This window comes from Enterococcus sp. GPZ-007 (assembly GCF_059374735.1).
Genome location: NZ_JCAFYN010000007.1, coordinates 1 through 20867, shown reverse-complemented (window position 1 = coordinate 20867; position 20867 = coordinate 1). Strand labels below are relative to the sequence as shown.

At 42.1% G+C, this 20867-nt stretch carries 17 protein-coding genes; 10 read left to right on the top strand and 7 right to left on the bottom strand.

Features of this window, described 5'->3' with window-relative positions; translation table 11 throughout:
• Positions 1 to 113 precede the first annotated feature (113 nt).
• A complete protein-coding gene (locus AC4J95_RS05665) occupies positions 114 to 545 on the top strand; it encodes an Hsp20/alpha crystallin family protein (RefSeq protein WP_494548991.1) in 432 nt (143 codons plus the stop codon).
• A gap of 416 nt (positions 546 to 961) precedes the next feature.
• On the opposite strand, the gene AC4J95_RS05660 is transcribed toward AC4J95_RS05665, so the two are convergent.
• From AC4J95_RS05660 to AC4J95_RS05650, 3 genes are read right to left on the bottom strand one after another with little or no spacing between them, the layout of a single operon-like run.
• The gene (locus AC4J95_RS05660) at positions 962 to 1381 is read right to left on the bottom strand and encodes a hypothetical protein (RefSeq protein WP_494548990.1); all 420 of its coding nucleotides are present in this window, start codon (positions 1379 to 1381) and stop codon (positions 962 to 964) included.
• Between the two features lie 51 nt (positions 1382 to 1432).
• The gene (locus tag AC4J95_RS05655) at positions 1433 to 2251 is read right to left on the bottom strand and encodes a DUF1129 domain-containing protein (RefSeq protein WP_494548989.1); all 819 of its coding nucleotides are present in this window, start codon (positions 2249 to 2251) and stop codon (positions 1433 to 1435) included.
• 3 nt (positions 2252 to 2254) lie between these two features.
• A complete protein-coding gene (locus tag AC4J95_RS05650; protein ID WP_494548988.1) occupies positions 2255 to 2587 on the bottom strand; it encodes a PadR family transcriptional regulator in 333 nt (110 codons plus the stop codon).
• Positions 2588 to 2824: 237 nt separating this feature from the next.
• Here AC4J95_RS05650 and AC4J95_RS05645 point away from each other — a divergent pair, with 237 nt between their 5' ends.
• The 9 genes from AC4J95_RS05645 to AC4J95_RS05605 all read left to right on the top strand — a co-directional run bounded on the left by AC4J95_RS05645 (position 2825) and on the right by AC4J95_RS05605 (position 16556).
• Entirely contained in the window at positions 2825 to 3250 is a 426-nt protein-coding gene (locus AC4J95_RS05645) for a hypothetical protein (RefSeq protein ID WP_494548987.1), read from the top strand.
• A gap of 588 nt (positions 3251 to 3838) precedes the next feature.
• Complete coding sequence (locus tag AC4J95_RS05640; RefSeq protein ID WP_494548986.1) at positions 3839 to 6202, top strand: hypothetical protein; 2364 nt, start codon at positions 3839 to 3841, stop codon at positions 6200 to 6202.
• Positions 6203 to 6252: 50 nt separating this feature from the next.
• Positions 6253 to 7119, top strand: coding sequence for a helix-turn-helix transcriptional regulator (locus AC4J95_RS05635; RefSeq protein WP_494548985.1), 867 nt, complete (start codon positions 6253 to 6255; stop codon positions 7117 to 7119).
• 29 nt (positions 7120 to 7148) lie between these two features.
• Positions 7149 to 8531, top strand: a complete 1383-nt coding sequence (locus AC4J95_RS05630) for a glycoside-pentoside-hexuronide (GPH):cation symporter (protein ID WP_494548984.1) — start codon at positions 7149 to 7151, stop codon at positions 8529 to 8531.
• 192 nt (positions 8532 to 8723) lie between these two features.
• Positions 8724 to 9806 (top strand): GntR family transcriptional regulator, encoded by a 1083-nt coding sequence (locus tag AC4J95_RS05625; RefSeq protein ID WP_494548983.1) that lies wholly within the window; start codon positions 8724 to 8726, stop codon positions 9804 to 9806.
• Positions 9807 to 9997: 191 nt separating this feature from the next.
• Positions 9998 to 11590 carry a xylulokinase gene (locus AC4J95_RS05620; RefSeq protein WP_494549087.1) on the top strand — a complete coding sequence of 531 codons (1593 nt, stop codon included), beginning with the start codon at positions 9998 to 10000 and terminating at the stop codon, positions 11588 to 11590.
• A gap of 277 nt (positions 11591 to 11867) precedes the next feature.
• A complete protein-coding gene (locus AC4J95_RS05615) occupies positions 11868 to 12566 on the top strand; it encodes an L-ribulose-5-phosphate 4-epimerase (RefSeq protein ID WP_494548982.1) in 699 nt (232 codons plus the stop codon).
• Between the two features lie 18 nt (positions 12567 to 12584).
• A complete protein-coding gene (gene araA, locus AC4J95_RS05610; protein WP_494548981.1) occupies positions 12585 to 14009 on the top strand; it encodes an L-arabinose isomerase in 1425 nt (474 codons plus the stop codon).
• A 162-nt stretch (positions 14010 to 14171) separates the two neighbouring features.
• Positions 14172 to 16556, top strand: a complete 2385-nt coding sequence (locus AC4J95_RS05605; protein ID WP_494548980.1) for a phosphoketolase family protein — start codon at positions 14172 to 14174, stop codon at positions 16554 to 16556.
• A gap of 61 nt (positions 16557 to 16617) precedes the next feature.
• Here AC4J95_RS05605 and AC4J95_RS05600 read toward each other — a convergent pair whose 3' ends face one another.
• From AC4J95_RS05600 to AC4J95_RS05585, 4 genes are read right to left on the bottom strand one after another with little or no spacing between them, the layout of a single operon-like run.
• Positions 16618 to 17769: a helix-turn-helix domain-containing protein gene (locus AC4J95_RS05600; protein ID WP_494548979.1), complete on the bottom strand. Its 1152-nt coding sequence runs from the start codon at positions 17767 to 17769 to the stop codon at positions 16618 to 16620.
• Between the two features lie 60 nt (positions 17770 to 17829).
• Positions 17830 to 18198 carry a response regulator gene (locus AC4J95_RS05595; protein ID WP_494548978.1) on the bottom strand — a complete coding sequence of 123 codons (369 nt, stop codon included), beginning with the start codon at positions 18196 to 18198 and terminating at the stop codon, positions 17830 to 17832.
• Entirely contained in the window at positions 18188 to 19648 is a 1461-nt protein-coding gene (locus tag AC4J95_RS05590; RefSeq protein ID WP_494548977.1) for a sensor histidine kinase, read from the bottom strand. Before AC4J95_RS05590 ends, AC4J95_RS05595 begins: the two co-directional genes overlap by 11 nt.
• A 1-nt stretch (position 19649) precedes the next feature.
• Positions 19650 to 20618 (bottom strand): ABC transporter substrate-binding protein, encoded by a 969-nt coding sequence (locus AC4J95_RS05585; RefSeq protein WP_494548976.1) that lies wholly within the window; start codon positions 20616 to 20618, stop codon positions 19650 to 19652.
• Between the last annotated feature and the right edge of the window lie 249 nt (positions 20619 to 20867).

Sequence of the window (20867 nt, the reverse complement as noted above, 5' to 3'; positions counted from 1 at the left end):
GGATCATATTTGATATTAGCGGCTGATTTTTCAGGTTTTTTCACTTGTAATTTCTGCCTTCACGAGTAAAATTATAAGTGAAGGAAGATAAAAAAAAGAAAGGAAGGATCGAGATGACTAACAACATGATTCCTCGTCGCTCTGATTTATTTGACATGACACCTTTCAATTTTTTTGAGGACTTTGGACGGAATTTTTTTGAAGGATTTAAAGGCAACATGGTCAAAACAGATATTCATGAAACTGAAACAGAGTATGTATTAGAAGCTGAATTACCAGGAATTCCAAAAGAAAACATCCAAATCAATTACGAAAACGGTGTGTTGACGATCGAAGGACAGCATCAAACCGATACGCAGGCCGAAGATGATAAGGGCAACTTGGTTAGAAGCGAACGAAGCTTTAGCAGTGTTCGCCGACAATTTGCAATAAGAAACATTAGAGAAGAAGAGATCAAGGCAGAATACAAGGACGGTATTTTGAAGGTCACGCTGCCAAAAGCAGCAGAGAAATTAGAGCGGAAAACCGCTATTCCGATTGAGTAGTTCTGTATAATGAGCGCCTCAACATCTCAATTATGAGTGTTGAGGCGCTCTTTTTTATGTATATTTTTCGGGGATTAACGATGAAAAAGAGACCGGTACAATGGGTACGGAAAAGGTAAAAAGGATTATCAGGTTAATTAGAGCGGGAAATGTTAACAATATAAAAGTTTACCTTAAATAAATAATAGAGTTTACCTCAATTATGTTGAGCTGGTTAGCTTTGCCCCATGGTTCAGCCTGTTTGTGAGCCGTCTAATGGAACGGTGTGTTAACGTTTAAAAGCTAACAATGAAAGGCGCTTGAGAAAATCTGAGAATCATAGGAAGAGCATCAAAAAACAAGGATGTGACGGCATTGATGATACCGCCGATCACATCCATCAAATACTATAAAAGCTGTTTTAGCAGATCTTTTGACTAATTATTCCTCGTTTCCCAGAATCTTTCAAAAACGGCACTTCTAATCCGGCCACAATTAATTCTATACATTCGGCCTGAAGCGCTATCGAAAATATCAATGGGATACAGACTCGGTACTTTGGCCCCAAGCTTGACTTTCACCCCAAAAGAAAGGCTGAGCTGATTTCGATTGAAGTATCTTCTTCTAAATCCGCAAAAATGAGAAACGATCAGTTGCGGCCCTCTTATTTCGATTATTGAGAATTGGATGAAGAGCAAGAACCCGGATAAAGGAATAACCAAGGGAAAAAACAGACAGAAGGTGAGTTCTGCGCCATAGCCGTGAAGGTAGGCGAAGATACACCAGTTTAATAGAAAGAGCAGCAGCAACACAAAAAACACCGTGTAACGCCAGCTCCAAACGATCATTTTTTTCATAGCAGCTCCTTCATTCCTATAATCGCTAGTATTAAAGGGAATTAATTACTATCAATTTCTGCCATCGTCCTTCAACACTCGTCTGAATAGGACATAAAAGCTGATAAGGCCCAACAGAAGGCAAAGTGCTATCCCAACTCTTCCTAAAGTGCTGACCAAAAGGGTTTGAGTAAAAGGGATCCTGTATAAAACCCCGATTGCCCCATTGATAAGTAAAACAGGAACAAAGGGAATAAAGGTCTTTTTATCCTTCTGCTGAAAAAAGAAGATGGCGCAAATCAAGCCGATTACGCCGATTATGGCGATTCCGATCATCCCTCTAGTATTTATTCCTACGGGAGTTTTTACCCAGACTGATAGGACGACCCCAAGAATACTCAATAATGCCGTAAAAAAGATCATCAGGTATTTCACGGAGAATCGCTTGCTCGTATAAATGTCGCTGCCAATCTGCCATACGACGATTTCCGCGAGGACGGTCCAATAGATTCCGCCAATTAGTAATTTTCCCACATCGAGAAAGGCATCGGGAGAAGCGAGTGTTGGAATTATCGATAAGAGAATATAGATAGCGAGGACGGCACCTACTAATTTGAGCGCATCTCTCAAACTGCCGGGTATTTCTTTGAGGAGTTCATCGGCAATTTCCTTAGGCTGCTTGCCAAAATAATCCTCTGCTGTTTCACCGCTTTCTTGAGCATCGAGAATATCCTGTAGAATTTCAAGCAGCGCCTCCTCAATTTTCTTTTCATCTTTGAAAAAGGACTTACCACGTAAATAGACGACCAATTTTCCATAATAGTCTTCATTCGCTGGAGTCAAGTACTCTTGTAGTTTTGCGTTTTCTTTGATTAAGCTAGCGTTTTTCATTTCCTATTCACACTCCTTTATTAGTTTCTCAACATTGCCAGACAAGATGGCCCACTGCTTGCTGAAGGATTCCTTCTCGTTGATCCCGTTTTCTGTCAGGTGATAGTACTTTCGCTGCGGTCCCTCGTCAGAAGCACGCATCTCTCCGACGATTAACCCTTTTTTATCCATATTCATTAACAGAGGATAGATCGTTCCCTTCGGTATGCTGTCAAAGCCGAAGTTTTGCAATTCTTCACTGATTTTGTACCCGTACAATTCCTTTTTCGACAAAATAAGCAAGATACAGCCCATCAAAATCCCTTTAAGCATTTGAGATGACACTTGTTGATTCACGAGCAAATCTCCTTCCAACTAGTTTGCTTAACAATATAGTAAAGTATTCTCCGCTATATTGCAATGCAAACTAGCTGAGAAATAAATAAAGTCGCGATTTTTTTGATTTATGACTTTCAGGACAGAAAAATGATCGTTTAGGATCGTTTTTACCTATTGAGGACAAACTAATTTATAGTATTAGATAGGGGAGTATGGATATTTTGATGAACATTGAAGGAAAGGATGGGATCTTTTTTGGAAAAGGATACAAGTAGAGTGTCTTCTCAGGGGATGGTATCGTATCGATCATCAAAACGCAGGAAGAGGCGGCTCATCCTGGGCTTACTGATTCTTAGCGTGTTCTGGCTATTTAAGGTTATCAATACTTATGCGCTCAACAATCCGACTTGGCTAGAGGGAACCTGGTCTTATCGGACTGAACAGTATTCAATCGAGGCGAAAAATGACGACCTTAAAAAATGGGATATCAAACAAAATGGCTTCATTTTGATGGAAAATGCGAAGATTGTAGCGAACTCTTCAAAAGGAGATATCATTTTGACTAGAGCGGGTAGCCAAACAGAGTACCATATCAGCAAAATTGACAAAGAGCATATGAGGCTGCATATTTATAATAATCAAAAGAAGATCAAAACAATGAATTTGCAGCGCGTGAATTAATTTTTACGAAGCAAATTCATTTTTTTTTAAAGCTGTTAGAAAACTGGGATGAAAACATTATTTCATCTCGTTTATAAGGCTTATTTTTGATTACAATTAAGGTGTAAGAAATAAGGCTGCCACGTAACATCTAGTCTCTCTTTCTAACACGCAGCGGTAGTTTTGTTTTTTATGTAGGACTCATTTTTATGGGGGATGTGAGAAAAGTGATGGAAAAGCTGTGTCTCGTCGGTGCTTTACCTGTACGGAAAAAGGTGATGGTTAACCTAATAGCTATGATCTTAAAATGCACACCCCCAACAAAATGACCTTTGCCTGTAGGAGCGAAGAGGAACCGCTCATCATTTACTGTAAGTAAAATCCTTCATTTCAATAGAAGTTTAAATCAAGCGAAAACTGTTTGCTGCAAATAGAAAAAACGTGATTATAATCAAAAAAATCGTTGATCATCAATATAGATGGTCAACTTTTTTTAGTTGCAGGAATACTTAAATCAAGTGAAATCTCTTAAGTTTTGATTGAAATCGGAAATAGAAGCGCTTTCTTTACGATGGTAGACTAAGCATGTAAACAAGGAGGCGGAATTGATTGATAAAAAAGAATCAGATGTTTAAGGCGGAATTTGCAGAGGATGGACATCTATCGGAGCTAGTGATGGTCGATGATGCGCATCAAATGAACTGGGTCATCAGTCAGGCATATTTGGACGAATTGGGGTATCCGGGAAAAGAAAAGTTGTTTGGACACTTTGTCCTTCGAGTAGGAAAAAAAGAATTCAAAAGCAGCGAGGTGCTGCCGAGAATTGTTGAAAGCGCAGACACTGTAAGGGTGATCTATGATTTTAAGCAATTCCAAGTGGCGGTGTGCTACGATTTCGGCGAGGATGATCAACTGGATTGGAGAATCGAGCTGTTCAATCATTCAGAGGAGGAGCTGGTGGTTGAGGATTTTGGGGTGTGGCTCTCTTTGGCTTATGTGATGTTTCGCGATAAGAATGTGTTGCGTAATATTCATGAATCAGCGGCGGTCTTCTCTTCTATTTCAACGAACTACACCAAGCTAAACGCTGTTCGGCGAGACAATCAAGGCAGCAACTTGGGGCTCTATCAAACAAGCGGCAAAACTTTGTCAATCGGGACTTATTGCGAATATGAAAATCTTTTTTTTGAAAATGTCTCGCCTTCACTGGATGGCGTCTTATTCCATAAATTGATTTTAGCTGGTGGATACCCAGAGGGCTATGAAAATCGCGATTGGATCTATTCGAAGGAGCAGCTGATTTTGCCGGCCCATAGTCGTAAAAAATGGCGCTATGTATTCAAAGCTAACGCGGATCAGACGGAGTTTTACCAGCAGGCTTTTGATTTAGGGCAGCCCATTATTCAGTTTGAATCGTTGAATATTTTAGGACAAACGAGTCATGTGACGATAAAGAATCCAGCAAATAAGCAGATCAAGAATGTTTTGATCCTGTATAAGGATCAAAAAGTAAAAGCTTCAAAGCTGACGGATTCACTGGAGAAAACAGCGGCAGGCTGGCATTTGAGCTTTACACCGCAGCATCTAGGAGAGCATAAGCTGGTGGTCCAGTTCATGGATGGCAGTGAAGATTTTGTAGTCTTAAATGTGATGGATGATTTGGCGCAGGTTATTGAAGAACGGGCAGATTATATTTGTTCGAGCCTTTATAATGGAGCTGAAGGCAATACACCTTATGCATTTGAACCGATCTCTAATCAGGGAGAATCACTTGGCAAGCTGAATTTAGTTTTGAAGAAGAATTTATTAGGCGCGCTAGTTACGAGCGAAGTTCAAAAGGTTGAGGAGAGCGCGGTACGATATGTTCGTCAGAAATGGTTTATTGATGGTGATTTCACGCGACCACGTAAATTATATGGGGAGTTTTATCGACCGATGGATTTTGAATATATTGGCCATTTATTCTTCCTGCTGTCAGAGTTTGATGATGAAGTGCTACGTCTGAATGATGCCACGACGTATTTAAAATGGGCGGCGGATGTGTTTAATCTTAGAGTAAATCCGGCGCTTCACGAAGACGAACGTGGAAAAGAAGAAGCCCAGATGCTGGGAGTGTATTTCTTATATATCCAAGATTTGTTAGCAAAATTAAAAGAGTCAGAATTGCAGGACACCTATCAAACGATCAAAGTTTTATGGGAGCAAGTGACAGAACGAGTCAATCAGGCAAGCGAGACGTATGCTTCGGCGATCACGGAACACTTTTATGATAATGCGGGCTTTGGTCCAACAGCCGGCGCGTTGAGCGAGATGGGGATGGTTGAAGGAGCGCAGCGCTATGGACAGCTTCTGCTAGCAAATATCGGTTATTCCAATGACTTCCGGGCACAAAATCCTGATCGCTGGTGGGAAGCCCTGACTTATATGATTCATTCGCTATGGGGCGGCGTCACGGCTGCCTCCGCCTACAAAGTCTATGAGTTTCTTAAAGACCCAGCTTATCTGGAAGCAAGCTATCGGGCGACAGCTGGTATTTTATATTGCTACGACACCCATTCCACCACGACGTTACCGTTAGAAAAGGGGATGGCGGCCTCGACCTATGCGGTAGCCGGTCCACACCTCAATCGCTGTGATCTGTCGAGAGAGCGTTTTGGTCAGGCGACATTTTTTAAAGACGGGGGAATCTTTGCTCGGCTGTTCGAAAATGATACGCAGACACCAGACTGGGATATGGGGGAAGAATTAGTCGCTTATTTAGACAGTTTTGGGCAAAAAACCTTCATTTTAAAAGAAGGAGCACAGTACCGTGTGATCAACGGCAGCTTGGCAGAGACTGATGATCAGATACATGTAACAAGTTTTGCGCCGTATTGTAAGGAATTCGTCCTTATTGAAGGTGATCAACAAACGATATTGAAAGCAGAAGGACAGCGTACAATCACCGTAAGCAAAAGTGCTTGTCTAGTATAGAAAAGTAACTATTCGCAAAACAGTTTTGAAATGAAAGGAGTAAGGCGACGATGACTGATCAAGTAATTTCTATCTCTGTACCGCCATTTCCTGACTTTATCGAAGGAAATGTCCGTATTTTTAAGAAAAACCACAATCATCCTGACCGGACCAATTTAGGTTATTTTGATTTGATTTTTGTTAAAAGCGGTCATTTGTTCTTAGCTGAAGAGGAGGAGCAGTATGAAGTAGGACCCAATGAAATGTTTATTCTATTACCGGATAAGCATCATTATTCCTGGAAGCCCTGCGAAGAAGAGACCGAGTTTTACTGGATTCACTTCTATACAACGGCACCATGGAAGCAAAGTGATCGTCCAAGCCGCTTTACTTCATTGTTGCCGATCCCGGATCTGCACTACCATCAACGGTCTTACACACTGCACTTGCGGAAAAAAGCGACAATCAAAGAACCGGAGATGCTCTTCATGCTGATCCAAGAAATTTTGGACAGTACAACCAATGAGCTTGTAGAGGATATCTGGCGAACGGAAGAACTGTTTTTGCGCTTTTTAAAATTTATTGAGAATCAAGGAGTCTTTAAGGATCGTTTAGCGGTAATCGCGGAACAAGTTCAGCTTTTTCTTGAGAACAGCTATAGGAAAAAAATCACGAATCAAGGCTTAGAGGAACGCTTCCATCTTCATAGTAATTATTTATCCAAAGCGACCAAGTCGGTTTATGGTAAAACGCCGCTCGAGATGCTGGAGGAGATTCGAGTGGATCATGCCAAGAAGTATTTGCTGACGACTGATTTAGCTATCACTGAGATCGCGCAGCTCGTCGGCTTCAATACAGAGATTTATTTTTCTAGTCGTTTTCGCAAAAGTGAAGGCGTTCCCCCGCAGAAATACCGCAAACAGCACAAAAATGTTTGAATCAGCAACTAACAAAGGAGAATCAGATAATGGATATGGATCAGACAAAGGCAGAGCACGCTCCGAATGTTCAAAAAAAGGAATTAACGTTGAAAAACCGTTTAGCCTATGCGGGAACAGATGCTGCCGGAAATTTACTATATTGTACATTGACGAGCTTTATCAACTTTTTTCACACAGATGTTTTTGGTTTGTCGATCGGAGTTGCGGCAACGATTGCTTTGACAGTACGGATTATTAATACATTGACGGTGCCACTTTGGGGCTTGGCTATCGATAAAACCAAGTCCAAGTACGGAAAAGCACGTCCATGGTTTGCGCGGCTGGCCATTCCGTTTGGGACATTCATGGCATTGACTTTTCTTACCCCAAACTTAGGCGGAGGCGCAAAAGTCGCTTACGCGGCATTTACCTATTTAACGGCCAGCATTTTGTACACCGGAATTTCCACGCCGATTACGGCTATTTTACCCAATCTCAGCAACAACTCGTTTGAACGGACAAAATTGAATTCTTACCGGATGATCGGCGGGAATGTCGGCTACTTTATCACAGCGACCTTTACCTTAACACTGGTCTCAGATCTCGGCGGAGCAAATCGGCAGCTTGGGTTCTTTTTCACGGTACTAATCTATGCGCTTGTTTCGATCTTTATGTTTTTCTTTGCATTTAAAAATACGAAAGAAGTGAATTCTGAGAATGTCGGGAAAAGCCTTCCGGTGAGAGAAAGCTTTAAAGCATTAAAAGCAAATTGGCCGTGGGTCATCATCGTTCTAGGGAGTATGTGCTACTGGTTGGGAAATTCTACGCGAACTTCTTCGCTGATCTATTATGCACGGTATAATCTGGAAAATCAAAATTATGTCTCTATTCTAAATGGTCTCGTGTTGACACAAATGCTTGGTGTTATTAGTATTCCTTTTCTTGTAAAACACTTCTCAAAAACAACAACGATGATTATCGGCTTTTTGATGGCAGCGGTCGGTCAGGTAATGTTAGGCGCGGCAGGCGGCAATTTTCCAATGCTTGCGGCGATGTGGGTCTTAACCAGCATTGGCACAGGGATCACAGTTTCGATGCCATTTGCGATGCTTTCCGATACAGTCGATTATGGAGAATTCAAAACGGGTATTCGTGCCAGCGGCTTTTTAACCGCCGTGGGCAGTGCGGTCGGATTGCAGGTGGGGACAGGATTTGGCGACTTCATCCCGTTAAAGCTGATGCAGCATTTTGGCTATGTCGCGAATCAGGCTCAAACCTCGGAAGCCCTGAAGGCGATCAAATTCGGCTTTGCTTATTTACCGGCGATCTTTTTCGTGATCGGCGCACTGGTCATGCTGTTCTATGTTCGCTTTGAAAAACAGGAAGCCTATATTTTGACGGAGCTAGAAAGAAGACGGCTAAGTGAATAATCTATTGATAAAAGAGGGCGACAGACGATCGCCCTCTTTTATTATTGTCGTGGTTCAAGTAGAGTAGCCCTATTAATAAGTCTATTCAAAGAAAATCAGTAGAATTAAAGGAATTTGTTCGGACAAATGTAGCTACTTTTGCTTGTTTCTGTTAATCTGTATACAAAGACAAACAGAAAGAAAGGGTACTCTATGAATCAATCAAAATATCAAATGATCGCTGATGAATTGAAGTCAAAAATTCTGTCAGGCGAATACGCAGAAAATACAACCATCCCACCGGAACTTCAATTACAGAAGGATTATCAAGTTAGCCGTCATACCATTCGCCAGGCGATCGCACTACTGGCCAATGAAGGGTTTCTGAGAAAAGAGAAGGGATCGGGAACTTATGTCGATGGAAAGTATAAACGTGCTGAGAATAATCATTCGACACACAAAACCATCGGTGTGGTCACTACCTATCTGTCTGACTATATTTTTCCATCGATCATTCGCGGCATCGAAAAAACATTGCGGGAAAAGGGTTATTCGCTCTTGTTAGCGAGTACCAACAACGATTTTCAACAGGAGAAGGAATGCATTGAGAAGATGATTACTCAAGGGGTAGAAGGTCTGATAGTTGAGCCAACGAAGAGTAATCAGTACAATCCCAACTTAGCTCTTTACGTCCGATTGAGAGAACAAGGGATTCCAATGGTGATGATCAACGCTGTTTATGAAGAAATCAGTGCGCCGTATATCTGTGTCGATGATGTCGAGAGTGGCTATTTAGCAACGCAGTACCTAATCAAAAAGAATCATAAAAAATTGCTGCTGATCACGAAGATCGACGACCTACAAGGAAAATATCGGATGAAGGGCTTTATCAAAGCCTGTGAGGAATTTGGCATTCAATTTTCGCCTGAGGATATTATCACTTATGAAACGGAAACAAGAAAACAAATTTTTGATCAGGTTGTGGCGCGGTTAGAAGCGGAGCCGTTGATCACCGGGATCGTCTGCTACAACGATCAGATTGCCAGCAGTCTGGTGGATCAGTTGACTGCTGCTGGGATCAAGATTCCTGAGGAGCTGTCGATCATCGGGAATGACAATTCAGCTCTAAGTAAAATCGGCAGTGTGAAGATGACGACATTGAACCATCCGAAAGAACGGCTGGGTGAGGATTCAGCAAATTGGATCATTGAAGCAATTGAAGAGGGGCATGAGCCTGACAATATTTTATACGAACCAACGCTAGTTGAACGTGATTCAGTAAGAACAATCGAATAATCAAGAGGACAGCTCATTTCGATGGGCTGTTTTTTTATGGGTTCCATTAGTTGCAGCAGTTGTTGTTGAATGATTTTTGTAAATATGTACGAACAAAATATAATTTTTAGATTGACATGTACGTACATAAATTGTATGATAACGGTAACAAAAGAAGGACGAAGGAGGAGATTCCTATTAAAACGCAGGAAATGGTCGCAAAAACGAAGCTGGATATTATGGATGGCCGGACAGCTTTAGGGATCGAGTTTGGATCAACACGGATCAAATCAGTTCTGATCGGATCAGATTTATCACCGATCGCCGCAGGCAGCTTTGAGTGGGAGAATACACTTGAGAATGGTATTTGGACGTATTCGTTAGAGGATATTTGGAAGGGCTTGCGGGTGAGCTATCGCAAAATGGCGACGGAAGTATTTGAAAAATACGGAGAATCATTGACAACAATCGGCTCAATTGGTTTTAGCGCGATGATGCATGGCTACATGGCTTTTGACGAGAAGGCCGAGCTGCTGGTACCCTTCAGAACATGGCGGAACTCGATCACAGCAGAGGCTGAAGAAAAATTGACTGAAGCTTTTCAGTACAACATCCCGCAACGTTGGAGCATCGCACATTTGTATCAAGCAATTTTGAATCAAGAAGATCACATTAGCGATGTTCACTTTTTGACGACGTTAGCAGGATACATTCATTGGCAGATGACCGGACAAAAAGTCTTGGGCGTCGGCGATGCATCTGGCATGTTTCCGATCGATACAGATACGAAGGACTATGACCAGGAGATGATGGAGAAATTTTCCGAGCTGGCATCAGGCGCCGGATTCGCACAGAAGCTTGATCAGATCCTTCCGAAGGTCTTGTTGGCTGGCGAAGAGGCTGGAAGCCTGACGAAAGAAGGCGCGTATCTGCTTGACCCGACAGGCACTCTGCAAGCTGGTATCCCGCTTTGTCCGCCAGAAGGCGATGCGGGCACCGGAATGGTGGCAACAAACAGTGTTCGGCAAAGAAGCGGGAACGTTTCAGCGGGAACATCTGCATTCGCCATGATTGTTCTGGAGGAAAAACTGAAACAGGTGCATCCGGAAATTGATTTGGTGACTACACCGGTTGGCGACTTAGTAGCGATGGTTCACACGAATAATTGCTCTTCTGAGATCAATGCTTGGATCAGTCTATTCAAAGAATTTTCAGAGTCGCTGGGGTTAGAGATTAGTACCGAAAAGCTGTATACAACATTGTTTGAGAAGGCTTTAGAAGGTGCGCCTGATTGTGGTGGAATGCTTTCGTATGGCTATTACTCTGGTGAAAACATCACTGGTATGAATGAAGGACGTCCCTTATTTGTCCGAACACCTGATAGTAAATTTGATCTGGCAAACTTCATGCGACTGCATTTGTCTAGTGCATTTGGAGCGATGCGGATCGGAATGGATATCTTGAAGCAGGAAAACATTAAGATCGATAAGCTGGTGGGGCACGGCGGAATTTTTAAAACCCCAGAAGTCGGGCAAAGAATTTTAGCTGCCGCAATGGAGGCGCCGGTCACAGTGATGGAGACAGCAGGCGAAGGCGGAGCGTGGGGAATCGCTCTATTAGCAGCTTATCAACAGGAAAAATCAGGAATTTCATTGGCGAAATTCTTGGAGGAAAAAGTATTCGCGTCAAGCGAAGGAGTGACCATCGAGCCGCAGGTAGAAGATTTGCAGGGCTATAGTCAATTCATCAAACGTTATGAAGACGGATTGCCGATCGAAGCGGAAGCAATCAAGAGATTAAAGTAGGGATTTCAGTTCCTCTTTGCCAGTTTTACTTCTTGCTTTAGCAAGATTAGCAAAATGGTATGCGTGACGACAAATTTATTTTTTTTTGGTTTTAGAAAAATAATTTCCTCAATGGGAGTTAGCTTAACAGTTTGTCTGAATAACACGCTAGAAAAGAAGCATGTTCAAGATTTAGCGACAGAAGTATAGAGGAATGACATACGGCATGAGCATCAGATTTATTTTTTCGCCTTTTGAAAAAATAATTACATTAGTACGAATAAGGAGCGAATTCGGAATGTTAGAGCAACTTAAAGAAAAAGTTTTTCAAGCAAATTTGGAACTGCCAAGGCAAGGTTTGATCAAATACACTTGGGGAAACGTCAGCGCTTTGGATCGGGAAACAGGCTACTTTGTGATCAAGCCAAGCGGAGTGAGCTATGAAGAGATGCAGGCCTCCGATATGGTGGTCGTTGACTTAGACAACAATGTAATCGAAGGAGAATTAAACCCGTCTTCGGATACGCCGACTCATGCAGTGCTGTACAAAGCATTTCCAGAAATCGGCGGCGTCTGCCATACCCATTCCACTTGGGCAACGATTTGGGCACAGGCAGGATTGGATTTGCCAGCGATGGGAACGACGCATGCGGATACGTTTTATGGCAAGGTTCCTTGTGCCCGTTTTTTAACCCAGAAGGAAATTGATGATGGCTACGAGCACGAAACAGGAAATGTCATCATTGAGACTTTCAAAGAACGGGAGATCGATGTGATGGAAGTGCCGGGTGTACTATTGCACGGACATGGAGCGTTTACATGGGGGAAAGACGCAGATAGTGCAGTGATGAATGCTGTAGTGTTGGACGAAGTGGCAAAAATGAACTTATTCGCTCGTCAATTGAACAGCTTTGCAGAAGAACTGCCGCAACGTATTTTAGATAAGCATTACTTGAGAAAGCATGGAAAAAATGCCTATTACGGGCAAGGAAAATAGAAAAAAGGAGCGAACAGCATGTTAGAAGTTAGTAAAAAAGAATTTTGGTTTGTCGTAGGCTCACAGCATTTATACGGTGAAGAAGCGTTAAAAAGCGTGAAGGCTGACGCGGAAGCAATTGTCAAAGGATTGAATGACAGTGGAAAATTGAACTATCCGATTGTTTTGAAGGAATTGGCAGTAACCGCTGATACCATTACTAAAATCATGAAGGAAGTTAATTATCGCGATGAAGTTGCTGGGGTCATTACTTGGATGCACACCTTCTCACCAGCGAAAATGTGGATTCGCGGCACGAAGCTATTACAAAAGCCTTTGTTGCATTTAGCTACCCAATTCAATGAAAGTATTCCGTGGGATACGATCGACATGGACTTCATGAACTTGAACCAATCGGCTCATGGCGATCGTGAATATGGTTTCATCAATGCCCGCTTGAAAAAACAAAATCAGATCGTTGTCGGTTATTGGCAAACAGCCGGTGTTCAAAAACAAATCGCTGACTGGATGGATGTAGCGGTAGCCTTTAACGAAAGCTTCAATATCAAAGTGGCTCGCTTTGGCGACAATATGCGAAATGTCGCGGTAACCGAGGGTGATAAAGTCGAAGCGCAGATTCAATTTGGCTGGGTGGTAGACTACTTTGGGATTGGTGATCTGGTGCAATATGTTGATGCCGTCAAGGATGAAGAAGTCGAGGCTTTATTTGCTGAATACAAAGAATTGTATGATTTTGACTATGGTGACTACGATCATGAAACATGGGAGGCCCACGTCAAAGTCCAAGCCAAGCAAGAAATCGGCATTCGTCGTTTCTTAGAAGCAGGGGATTACAATGCCTTCACATCGAACTTTGAAGATTTGTATGGCATGCAGCAATTACCAGGCTTAGCTGTGCAGCGTTTAATGGCGGAAGGCTACGGCTTCGCTGGCGAAGGTGATTGGAAAACAGCAGCGTTGGATCGTTTGATGAAGGTTATGGCCCACAATCAAAACACTGGCTTCATGGAGGATTATACTTATGAGTTAGTAGCTGGCAAAGAGGCGATTCTACAATCTCACATGATGGAGGTTGATCCGACATTAGCGGTGAATAAACCGAAAATTGTTGTTTCGCCATTATCAATGGGGGACCGTGAAGATCCTGCTCGTTTAGTCTTTGACGGAAAAGCTGGCGATGGTGTGGTGGTTTCAATGGCTGATTTTGGTACACACTACAAGCTGCTGATTAACGAAGTGGAAGCTTTTGAACCGACTGAAGCGGCACCGAACTTGCCAGTGGCACGGGTGCTGTGGAAGGTAAAACCTAATTTCCATGAGGGCGTTGGTAAATGGATCGAAACAGGCGGTGGGCATCATACCGTAGTATCCTTGAATCTGACGACTGAGCAAATCATTACTTGGGCGAAATTGGTTGATTTGGAGTATGTGACAATCAAATAAACTTAAAACTATCGGGTTGGAAGACCAAGCCGATAGTTTATTAAAGTAATTAAAGTAAAAAATACTAATAATTTCGACAAAAGGGTTTACTTTCAGATTAATTAAAGGTATATTGTACTAAAATAATAAAAGTAAAAACAACTATAAAGGAGTTTTTTAGTTATGAAAACCAATTTTGACTCAAAAGAGTATCTTGAAAAGGTAGATGCATGGTGGCGTGCAGCGAACTATATTTCAGTTGCGCAGATGTACTTGAAAGATAATCCATTATTGAGAAAACCACTGGAAAAAGACGATGTGAAGACACATCCGATCGGTCACTGGGGAACTATCGCAGGACAAAACTTTCTGTACGCGCATCTTAACCGCGCAATCAATAAATATGACTTGAACATGTTCTACATTGAAGGCCCTGGTCATGGTGGTCAAGTAATGGTTTCAAACTCATATATCGATGGCAGCTATAGTGAAATCTATCCAGAAGTCACGGAAGACGAAGCTGGTTTGAAGAAACTGTTCAAAATGTTCTCATTCCCAGGCGGGATCGCTTCACACGCGGCGCCAGAAACACCTGGCTCAATCCATGAAGGCGGCGAGCTTGGCTACTCATTATCACATGCGACAGGTGCGATCTTAGATAATCCAGATGTGATTGCAGCGACTGTCGTAGGTGACGGCGAAGCAGAAACAGGTCCGTTAGCTGGCGGTTGGTTCTCAAATGTGTTCATCAACCCAGTCAATGACGGCGCAGTATTGCCAATCGTTTACCTAAATGGCGGAAAAATTTCAAATCCGACAATCCTTTCTCGTAAGAGTGATGAAGATTTGCAGAAATATTTTGAAGGATTGGGCTGGAAGCCTTACTTTGTTGAAGGTACAGATCCTGAAAAAGTTCACCCAATCATGGCTGAGACCTTAGATAAAGTAATCACAGAAATCAAAGACATCCAAGCAGAAGCCCGCAAAGGCAAAGCGGAAGATGCTGAAATGCCAAAATGGCCAGTGATCTTATTCCGTACACCAAAAGGCTGGACTGGCCCGCAAACATGGGACGGCGAACAATTAGAAGGAACCTTCCGTGCCCATCAAGTGCCAATCCCAGTAAGCTCAGAAGATATGGAGCATGCGGATAAATTAGTGGATTGGTTAAAATCATACCGTCCAGAGGAATTGTTTGATGAAAAGGGAAAAATCGTTAAAGAACTAAAAGAAATTTCTCCAAAAGGCGATCATCGGATGTCTACGAACCCAATCACGAACGGCGGGATCGATCCACAACCAATGAAGATGCCAAACTGGAAAGAATATGCGATCGATACAACTACACCAGGCGCAGTAATGGCGCAAGATATGATTGTCTTTGGTCAACAAGCGCGTGATATGATTACTGAAAATCCAACGAACTTCCGTATTTTTGGACCAGATGAAACAAAATCAAATCGTTTGAACAAAGTCTTTGATGTCACAAATCGTCAATGGATGGAACCAAAAAACAGTACCGATGAATGGCAATCATCTGTCGGTCGTGTAATCGATGGGCAATTATCTGAACACCAAGCGGAAGGTTTCTTGGAAGGCTATGTATTGACTGGTCGTCATGGATTCTTCGCCAGCTACGAATCCTTCTTGCGGGTAGTAGACTCTATGTTGACGCAGCATTTCAAATGGATGCGTAAAGCCAGTGCTCACGCTTGGCGTAAAGAATACCCAGCGTTGAATTTGATTGCGACGTCTACGGTATTCCAACAAGACCATAATGGCTATACCCACCAAGACCCAGGTGTATTAACTCATTTGGCTGAGAAAAAACCAGAATTTATTCGTGAATACTTGCCAGCAGATGCCAACAGCTTAATGGCAGTCATGGATAAAACAATGCAGGATAAACAAGTCATCAACTTGATCGTTTCAAGTAAACATCCGCGTCCGCAATTCTATTCTGCTGATGAAGCGGAAGAATTAGTCGAAAAAGGCTTGAAGGTCATCGACTGGGCAAGTACCGATAATGGTGAAGAACCTGATGTTGTGATCGCAGCAGCCGGAACAGAACCAAACTTAGAAGCTTTAGCCGCTGTATCGATCTTGAACAAAGCGTTCCCTGATTTGAAGATTCGTTTTGTCAACGTGGTGGATATCTTGAAATTACGTCACCCAGATATTGATCCTCGCGGATTAACCGATGAAGAATTCGATGCGATCTTCACAGCTGACAAACCAATCGTCTTTGCTTTCCATGGCTATGAAGGCATGGTCCGCGATATCTTCTTTGATCGCCACAATCATAATCTGCACATCCACGGCTACCGTGAAAACGGGGACATCACGACACCATTTGATATGCGTGTCTTCAGTGAAATGGACCGTTTCCACTTAGCACAAGACGCTGCTAACGCAGTACTTGCGGATGATGCGAAAGAATTTTCTGCACAAATGGATCAGACTTTGGCAAAACACCATGACTTTATTCGGACAGAAGGAACAGATATTCCAGAGGTCGAAGATTGGAAATGGGAAGCCTTGAAGCGTAAAGAATATCATTTTAGTTAAAATAATCAACAGGACTGACCCAGCAGATTCGGGTCAGCCCTGTTTTTTGTGTATGAGCCGTTTACCCTCCAGAAAGCTGCTGTTTTTTCCGAAATTCTTTAGGTGTCAGTCCGGTTCTTTTTTTGAAGGTGAAGCTAAAATAGTTTGGATCGTTATAGCCGACTTCAAAGGTGATGTCGATGATCTTCTTACTAGTGGTTTCCAATAAAATAGCGGCGTGATCCATTCGGATAGCGGTCAAGCATTCGATAAAGGTGATATTTTTATTTTGGGAGAAAATCGTACTTAAATAGGCGGGGCTGATTTTCAATCGTTCAGCCATCGATTGCAGAGAGATATTGGGATCATCGAAGTTTTTTTCCAAGTAAGCGATACATTGTTCGATAATCCCATCCGCTCTTGTCCAATTGGTCTTTTTTTTCCGATTGACTTTGATCTTGTTTATTTCTTCTAGCAATAGTCTGGCAGTCAGCTTGAAGAGGGGAGCTGTCTGACTGATCATTTCTAATTGATTGGCGGTATATTCTTGTGAAACGGTAAAATAGGCTTCTTCATCTAATTGTTTAATGTATGACAGCAAAGTATCTAGAATTGATTTATAGATTGCAGGATTTTCATTTTTTTCAAAGGAGAGCTCTTTTTCGATTTGATCAAGAATCTCTTGTAAATCTAAGGTATCCTTCTCCAGCATTTTTTTCAGCTTTTTTTGCGTGTTTTTGATCGGCTTTGAATTCATCGTGATCTCAACGATATGGTGATCCGAATAAGGCTGCAGCATCACTTTGCTGATGGTCGCCTGCAAAATGGATACCAGTTCGGATAAACGATTCGTACTGCTGCCGATCCCGATCAAAAAATCTTGGATCGCATTTTTTTGCAATTCATATTGGATGATGTCTGCAACGTAATAGGCTTTATTGACCGAATCTTTGACTGAGTTTCCACTGATGATTCCCGTCATGGTAAAGTCATCAAGGATGGTTAGAAAGACTTGCTTATCCTCCTGAAACAAGTCCGAAAAGAGTGTGATGAGCTGGTGATAGAAGGATTTCTGCTGAGAAACAGGCGTTAATTTTACTGAAAGCACGGTAAAGGATTTCCCCATAAAAATGAAGTTCAAGTCTTTTTCCCGTTCGAAAAGCGCATCAGCAGAATATTTTCCCTGAAGTAATTTGTTGATAAAATGCTCTTTGTAGTATTCGAAGCTAATCATTTTTTCTTGTTGCTTGGGGGCGCTTTGCTCCAATAATTTTTTTGCGCGATTTTTTTTGATTCAATCGATTACTTCACCGAGGTCTTCCGGGTGAATCGGTTTTGTTAAATAGCCTTCAACGCCGATTGAAATGGATTCCTGTAAGTAGCTAAAATCTTGAAAACCGCTGATGATGACGATATGAATCCAGGGGAAAAGCTCTTTGGCATATTTCGCCAACGTTAGGCCATCCATGAAAGGCATCTTGATATCTGTCAGCAGGATATCGGGTTTGATCTCTTGGATCATCGATAGCGCAATTTCCCCATCACTGGCCTCGCCAGCGTAAATGACCTGATACTCCTCTTCAAATTTTACTAATAAATTGCGCAAGGTATCTCTGATCAGCAACTCATCTTCAACAATAAAAACCTTTAGTTTATTCTCCATGTTCATGACCTTCTTTTGCAGGTAAAAGGATGGTGATCCTCGTACCAGTTTTATACGTACTTTCGATCGATAGATCCGCTTGGTCCGAAAAATAAAGTTTTAAGCGCCGATAAACATCGTATAGTCCGTATCCTCCTAAATCAGAGGAATCGACTTTTTCACTCACTGAATCGATCAGATTCGCCTTCACCTCGTTCAATTTTTCCACGCGCATGCCTATCCCATTATCCGTGATGGTAAAACAGAGTTGTTTGCCTTTGCGTTCCCCGGAAATAGCTATTTTTCCCCGACCGCGGCTTTTTTTAATGCCATGATACATGGCATTTTCAACCAAGGGCTGCAGAATCATTTTTAGGATGACGGTTTGGCGAATATCAGGATCAACAGTGATCGAGTAGGAGAGAATCGGGCCGTAACGAATTTTTAGAATCGCTAGGTAACTTTCAATATGCTGCAGTTCACGATTGACTGTGATCCACTCATTGCCCTTATTCAGCGTGATCTTGAAATAGTTCGATAGGGCATAGGTGATCTCTTGAACTTTTTCCCCGTCATTTTGTTGGGACAAGGTCAATATGGCATCTAGCGTATTGTAGATAAAGTGCGGCGTGATTTGTGCCTGGAGGACCTTCATTTCCGAAACCGCCAAGCTTTTTTGTTTTTGAGTGTTTTCTTCAAACAGGATCTCGACTTGGTTCGCCATCTTGTTCAGATCATTTCCCAAGGAGTCTAATTCTTTGACATCGACATCCTGCACCCGGACCTGCCAGTTTCCCTGCGAAATTTCGGATACCATGTTGGAAAAGCGGTGAATAGGGACTTGAATAGACCGGTCTAAATATCTTTGGAAATATCTTACGAATATCAGCAAGCCGATAATGATCACGAGCTCTAAAAAAACCAAGGCAATAATGATCTGGCTGATTTGACTGTTTTTTTGCGCGGCTAGATTGATCTCACTGGTGACGTATTCGCCTAAGGTATCATCCAAAAGCTCATTTACTTCATAGATTTCCTCGATGATTTCTTCATTTTTTTCAACGGGTTCGTTGTTGTTGATATTCGAATCGATCTCCCAAGCGTAACGTTCGATCGTTTGCAAAATGCGAGAGGCCACCACCGCCGTTTGCCTATGCTCATTTGAGGAGGCCTGGTCTTTTAGCTCCTCAAGTTGCGATTCATAGCGGGCGATGATATCGATCGGCTTTTCTTTATCCTCATTCTTACCAGCTACTTGGTACCATAAAGCAGTACTTATTTCTGAAGTCGCGGAGGAACGAATTTTATTGGCGAAGTTTACATTACTGATAATGTTTTGATAGCGGTACATATTGACCAGATAGAAGCAAGAAATCAGCAATACAGGCAGGATCGTTAAAAGAATCATCGTTCGATTACAGAAAGAAAGGGCTTCTTTGATACTCGAAGGAGCTATTTTTTTTAGAAACATATTAATACCCCCGATCCTTGATGGCTGATAGATCAGTGAACTCAGAAAAAACCTTTTCGTCGAGATAGTATTCTTTTTCTAGCGGTCCGTTATTCAACAAGCGATCAATCACTTTCACTAGTTTCGGACCCGAATCAGGGTTGCATTCAACCGTACAGTTGATTTCGCCGGCCTTCAGTAAATCGATGGCTTCTTGTTGCGCATCGACAGAGACGACGACGAGATCTTTTCCGGGGCGTATTGGAGTAGTTCTCAAGAATTCTACGATCCCGATCGTCATGTCATCATTATGACTGAATAGGACATCGACATTGTCTAATTGCTTTTCCCGATACATTTTTTCGATCACTTGTTTGCCCTTTGACAGCATGTAATCAGCGTTTTCCGAATGAACGATCTGGAACCGTTCATCGCCCTCCAGTGCCTGTCGGAATCCGATGCTTCGATTTTCAGCAGAAGAAGCCCCCTTCGTTCCCTTGACTTCGACAATGTTGATCGGCTCATTTTTCCCTTGAAACTTTTTCTTTAAAAACTCTGCCGCTTTTTTTCCTTGTTCGATGGCGTCGGTACCGATCAGTGCTTGGTACAAAGAGGAGTCATCGGTGTGAATTTCTCGATCATTTAATAAGACGGGGATTCCCGCCTCTTTCGCTTCAGAGAGGACATTCTCCCAGCCTGTTTCTACTATAGGAGATAACACAATGATATCCACACGGGAAGCGATAAAAGAGCGGAGGTCCTTAATTTGTTTGCTTTGCTTTTGCTGGCCATTCGCAAAAAGAAGTTTATAGTTTTCTGAAGCCACAGCATCTGTAATCGATTGTGTATTTCTTTCTCGCCAAGCGCTTTCATTTCCTAATTGAGAAAACCCAATGACAATTTCATCTTTCTTCGCTTGCTTTTCCAGAGCACAACCAGAGAGAAAAAGCAGCAAGAAGAACGAAGTAAAAATAAATAGCTTCTTCTTCATTTTTTTGACCTCCTCAAATCCTTTGCTAATTTAACTATAAAGGATAACCGGCATGAGTGAAATCGAATTTTTAAGTAAAAAAAAGAAAATTGGGAGGATCAAAAAATAATCAAGGAAAAAGAAAAAAATTTTAAGGGTTTTCGTTCAAGTAAAAAATCAGTCTAAATATTTCGAAGGATTTTTCGAAAAATAAAAATGAAAACGATCACAAGAAAACGCTATCCTTAACTTATCAAAAGAAGGAGGCTT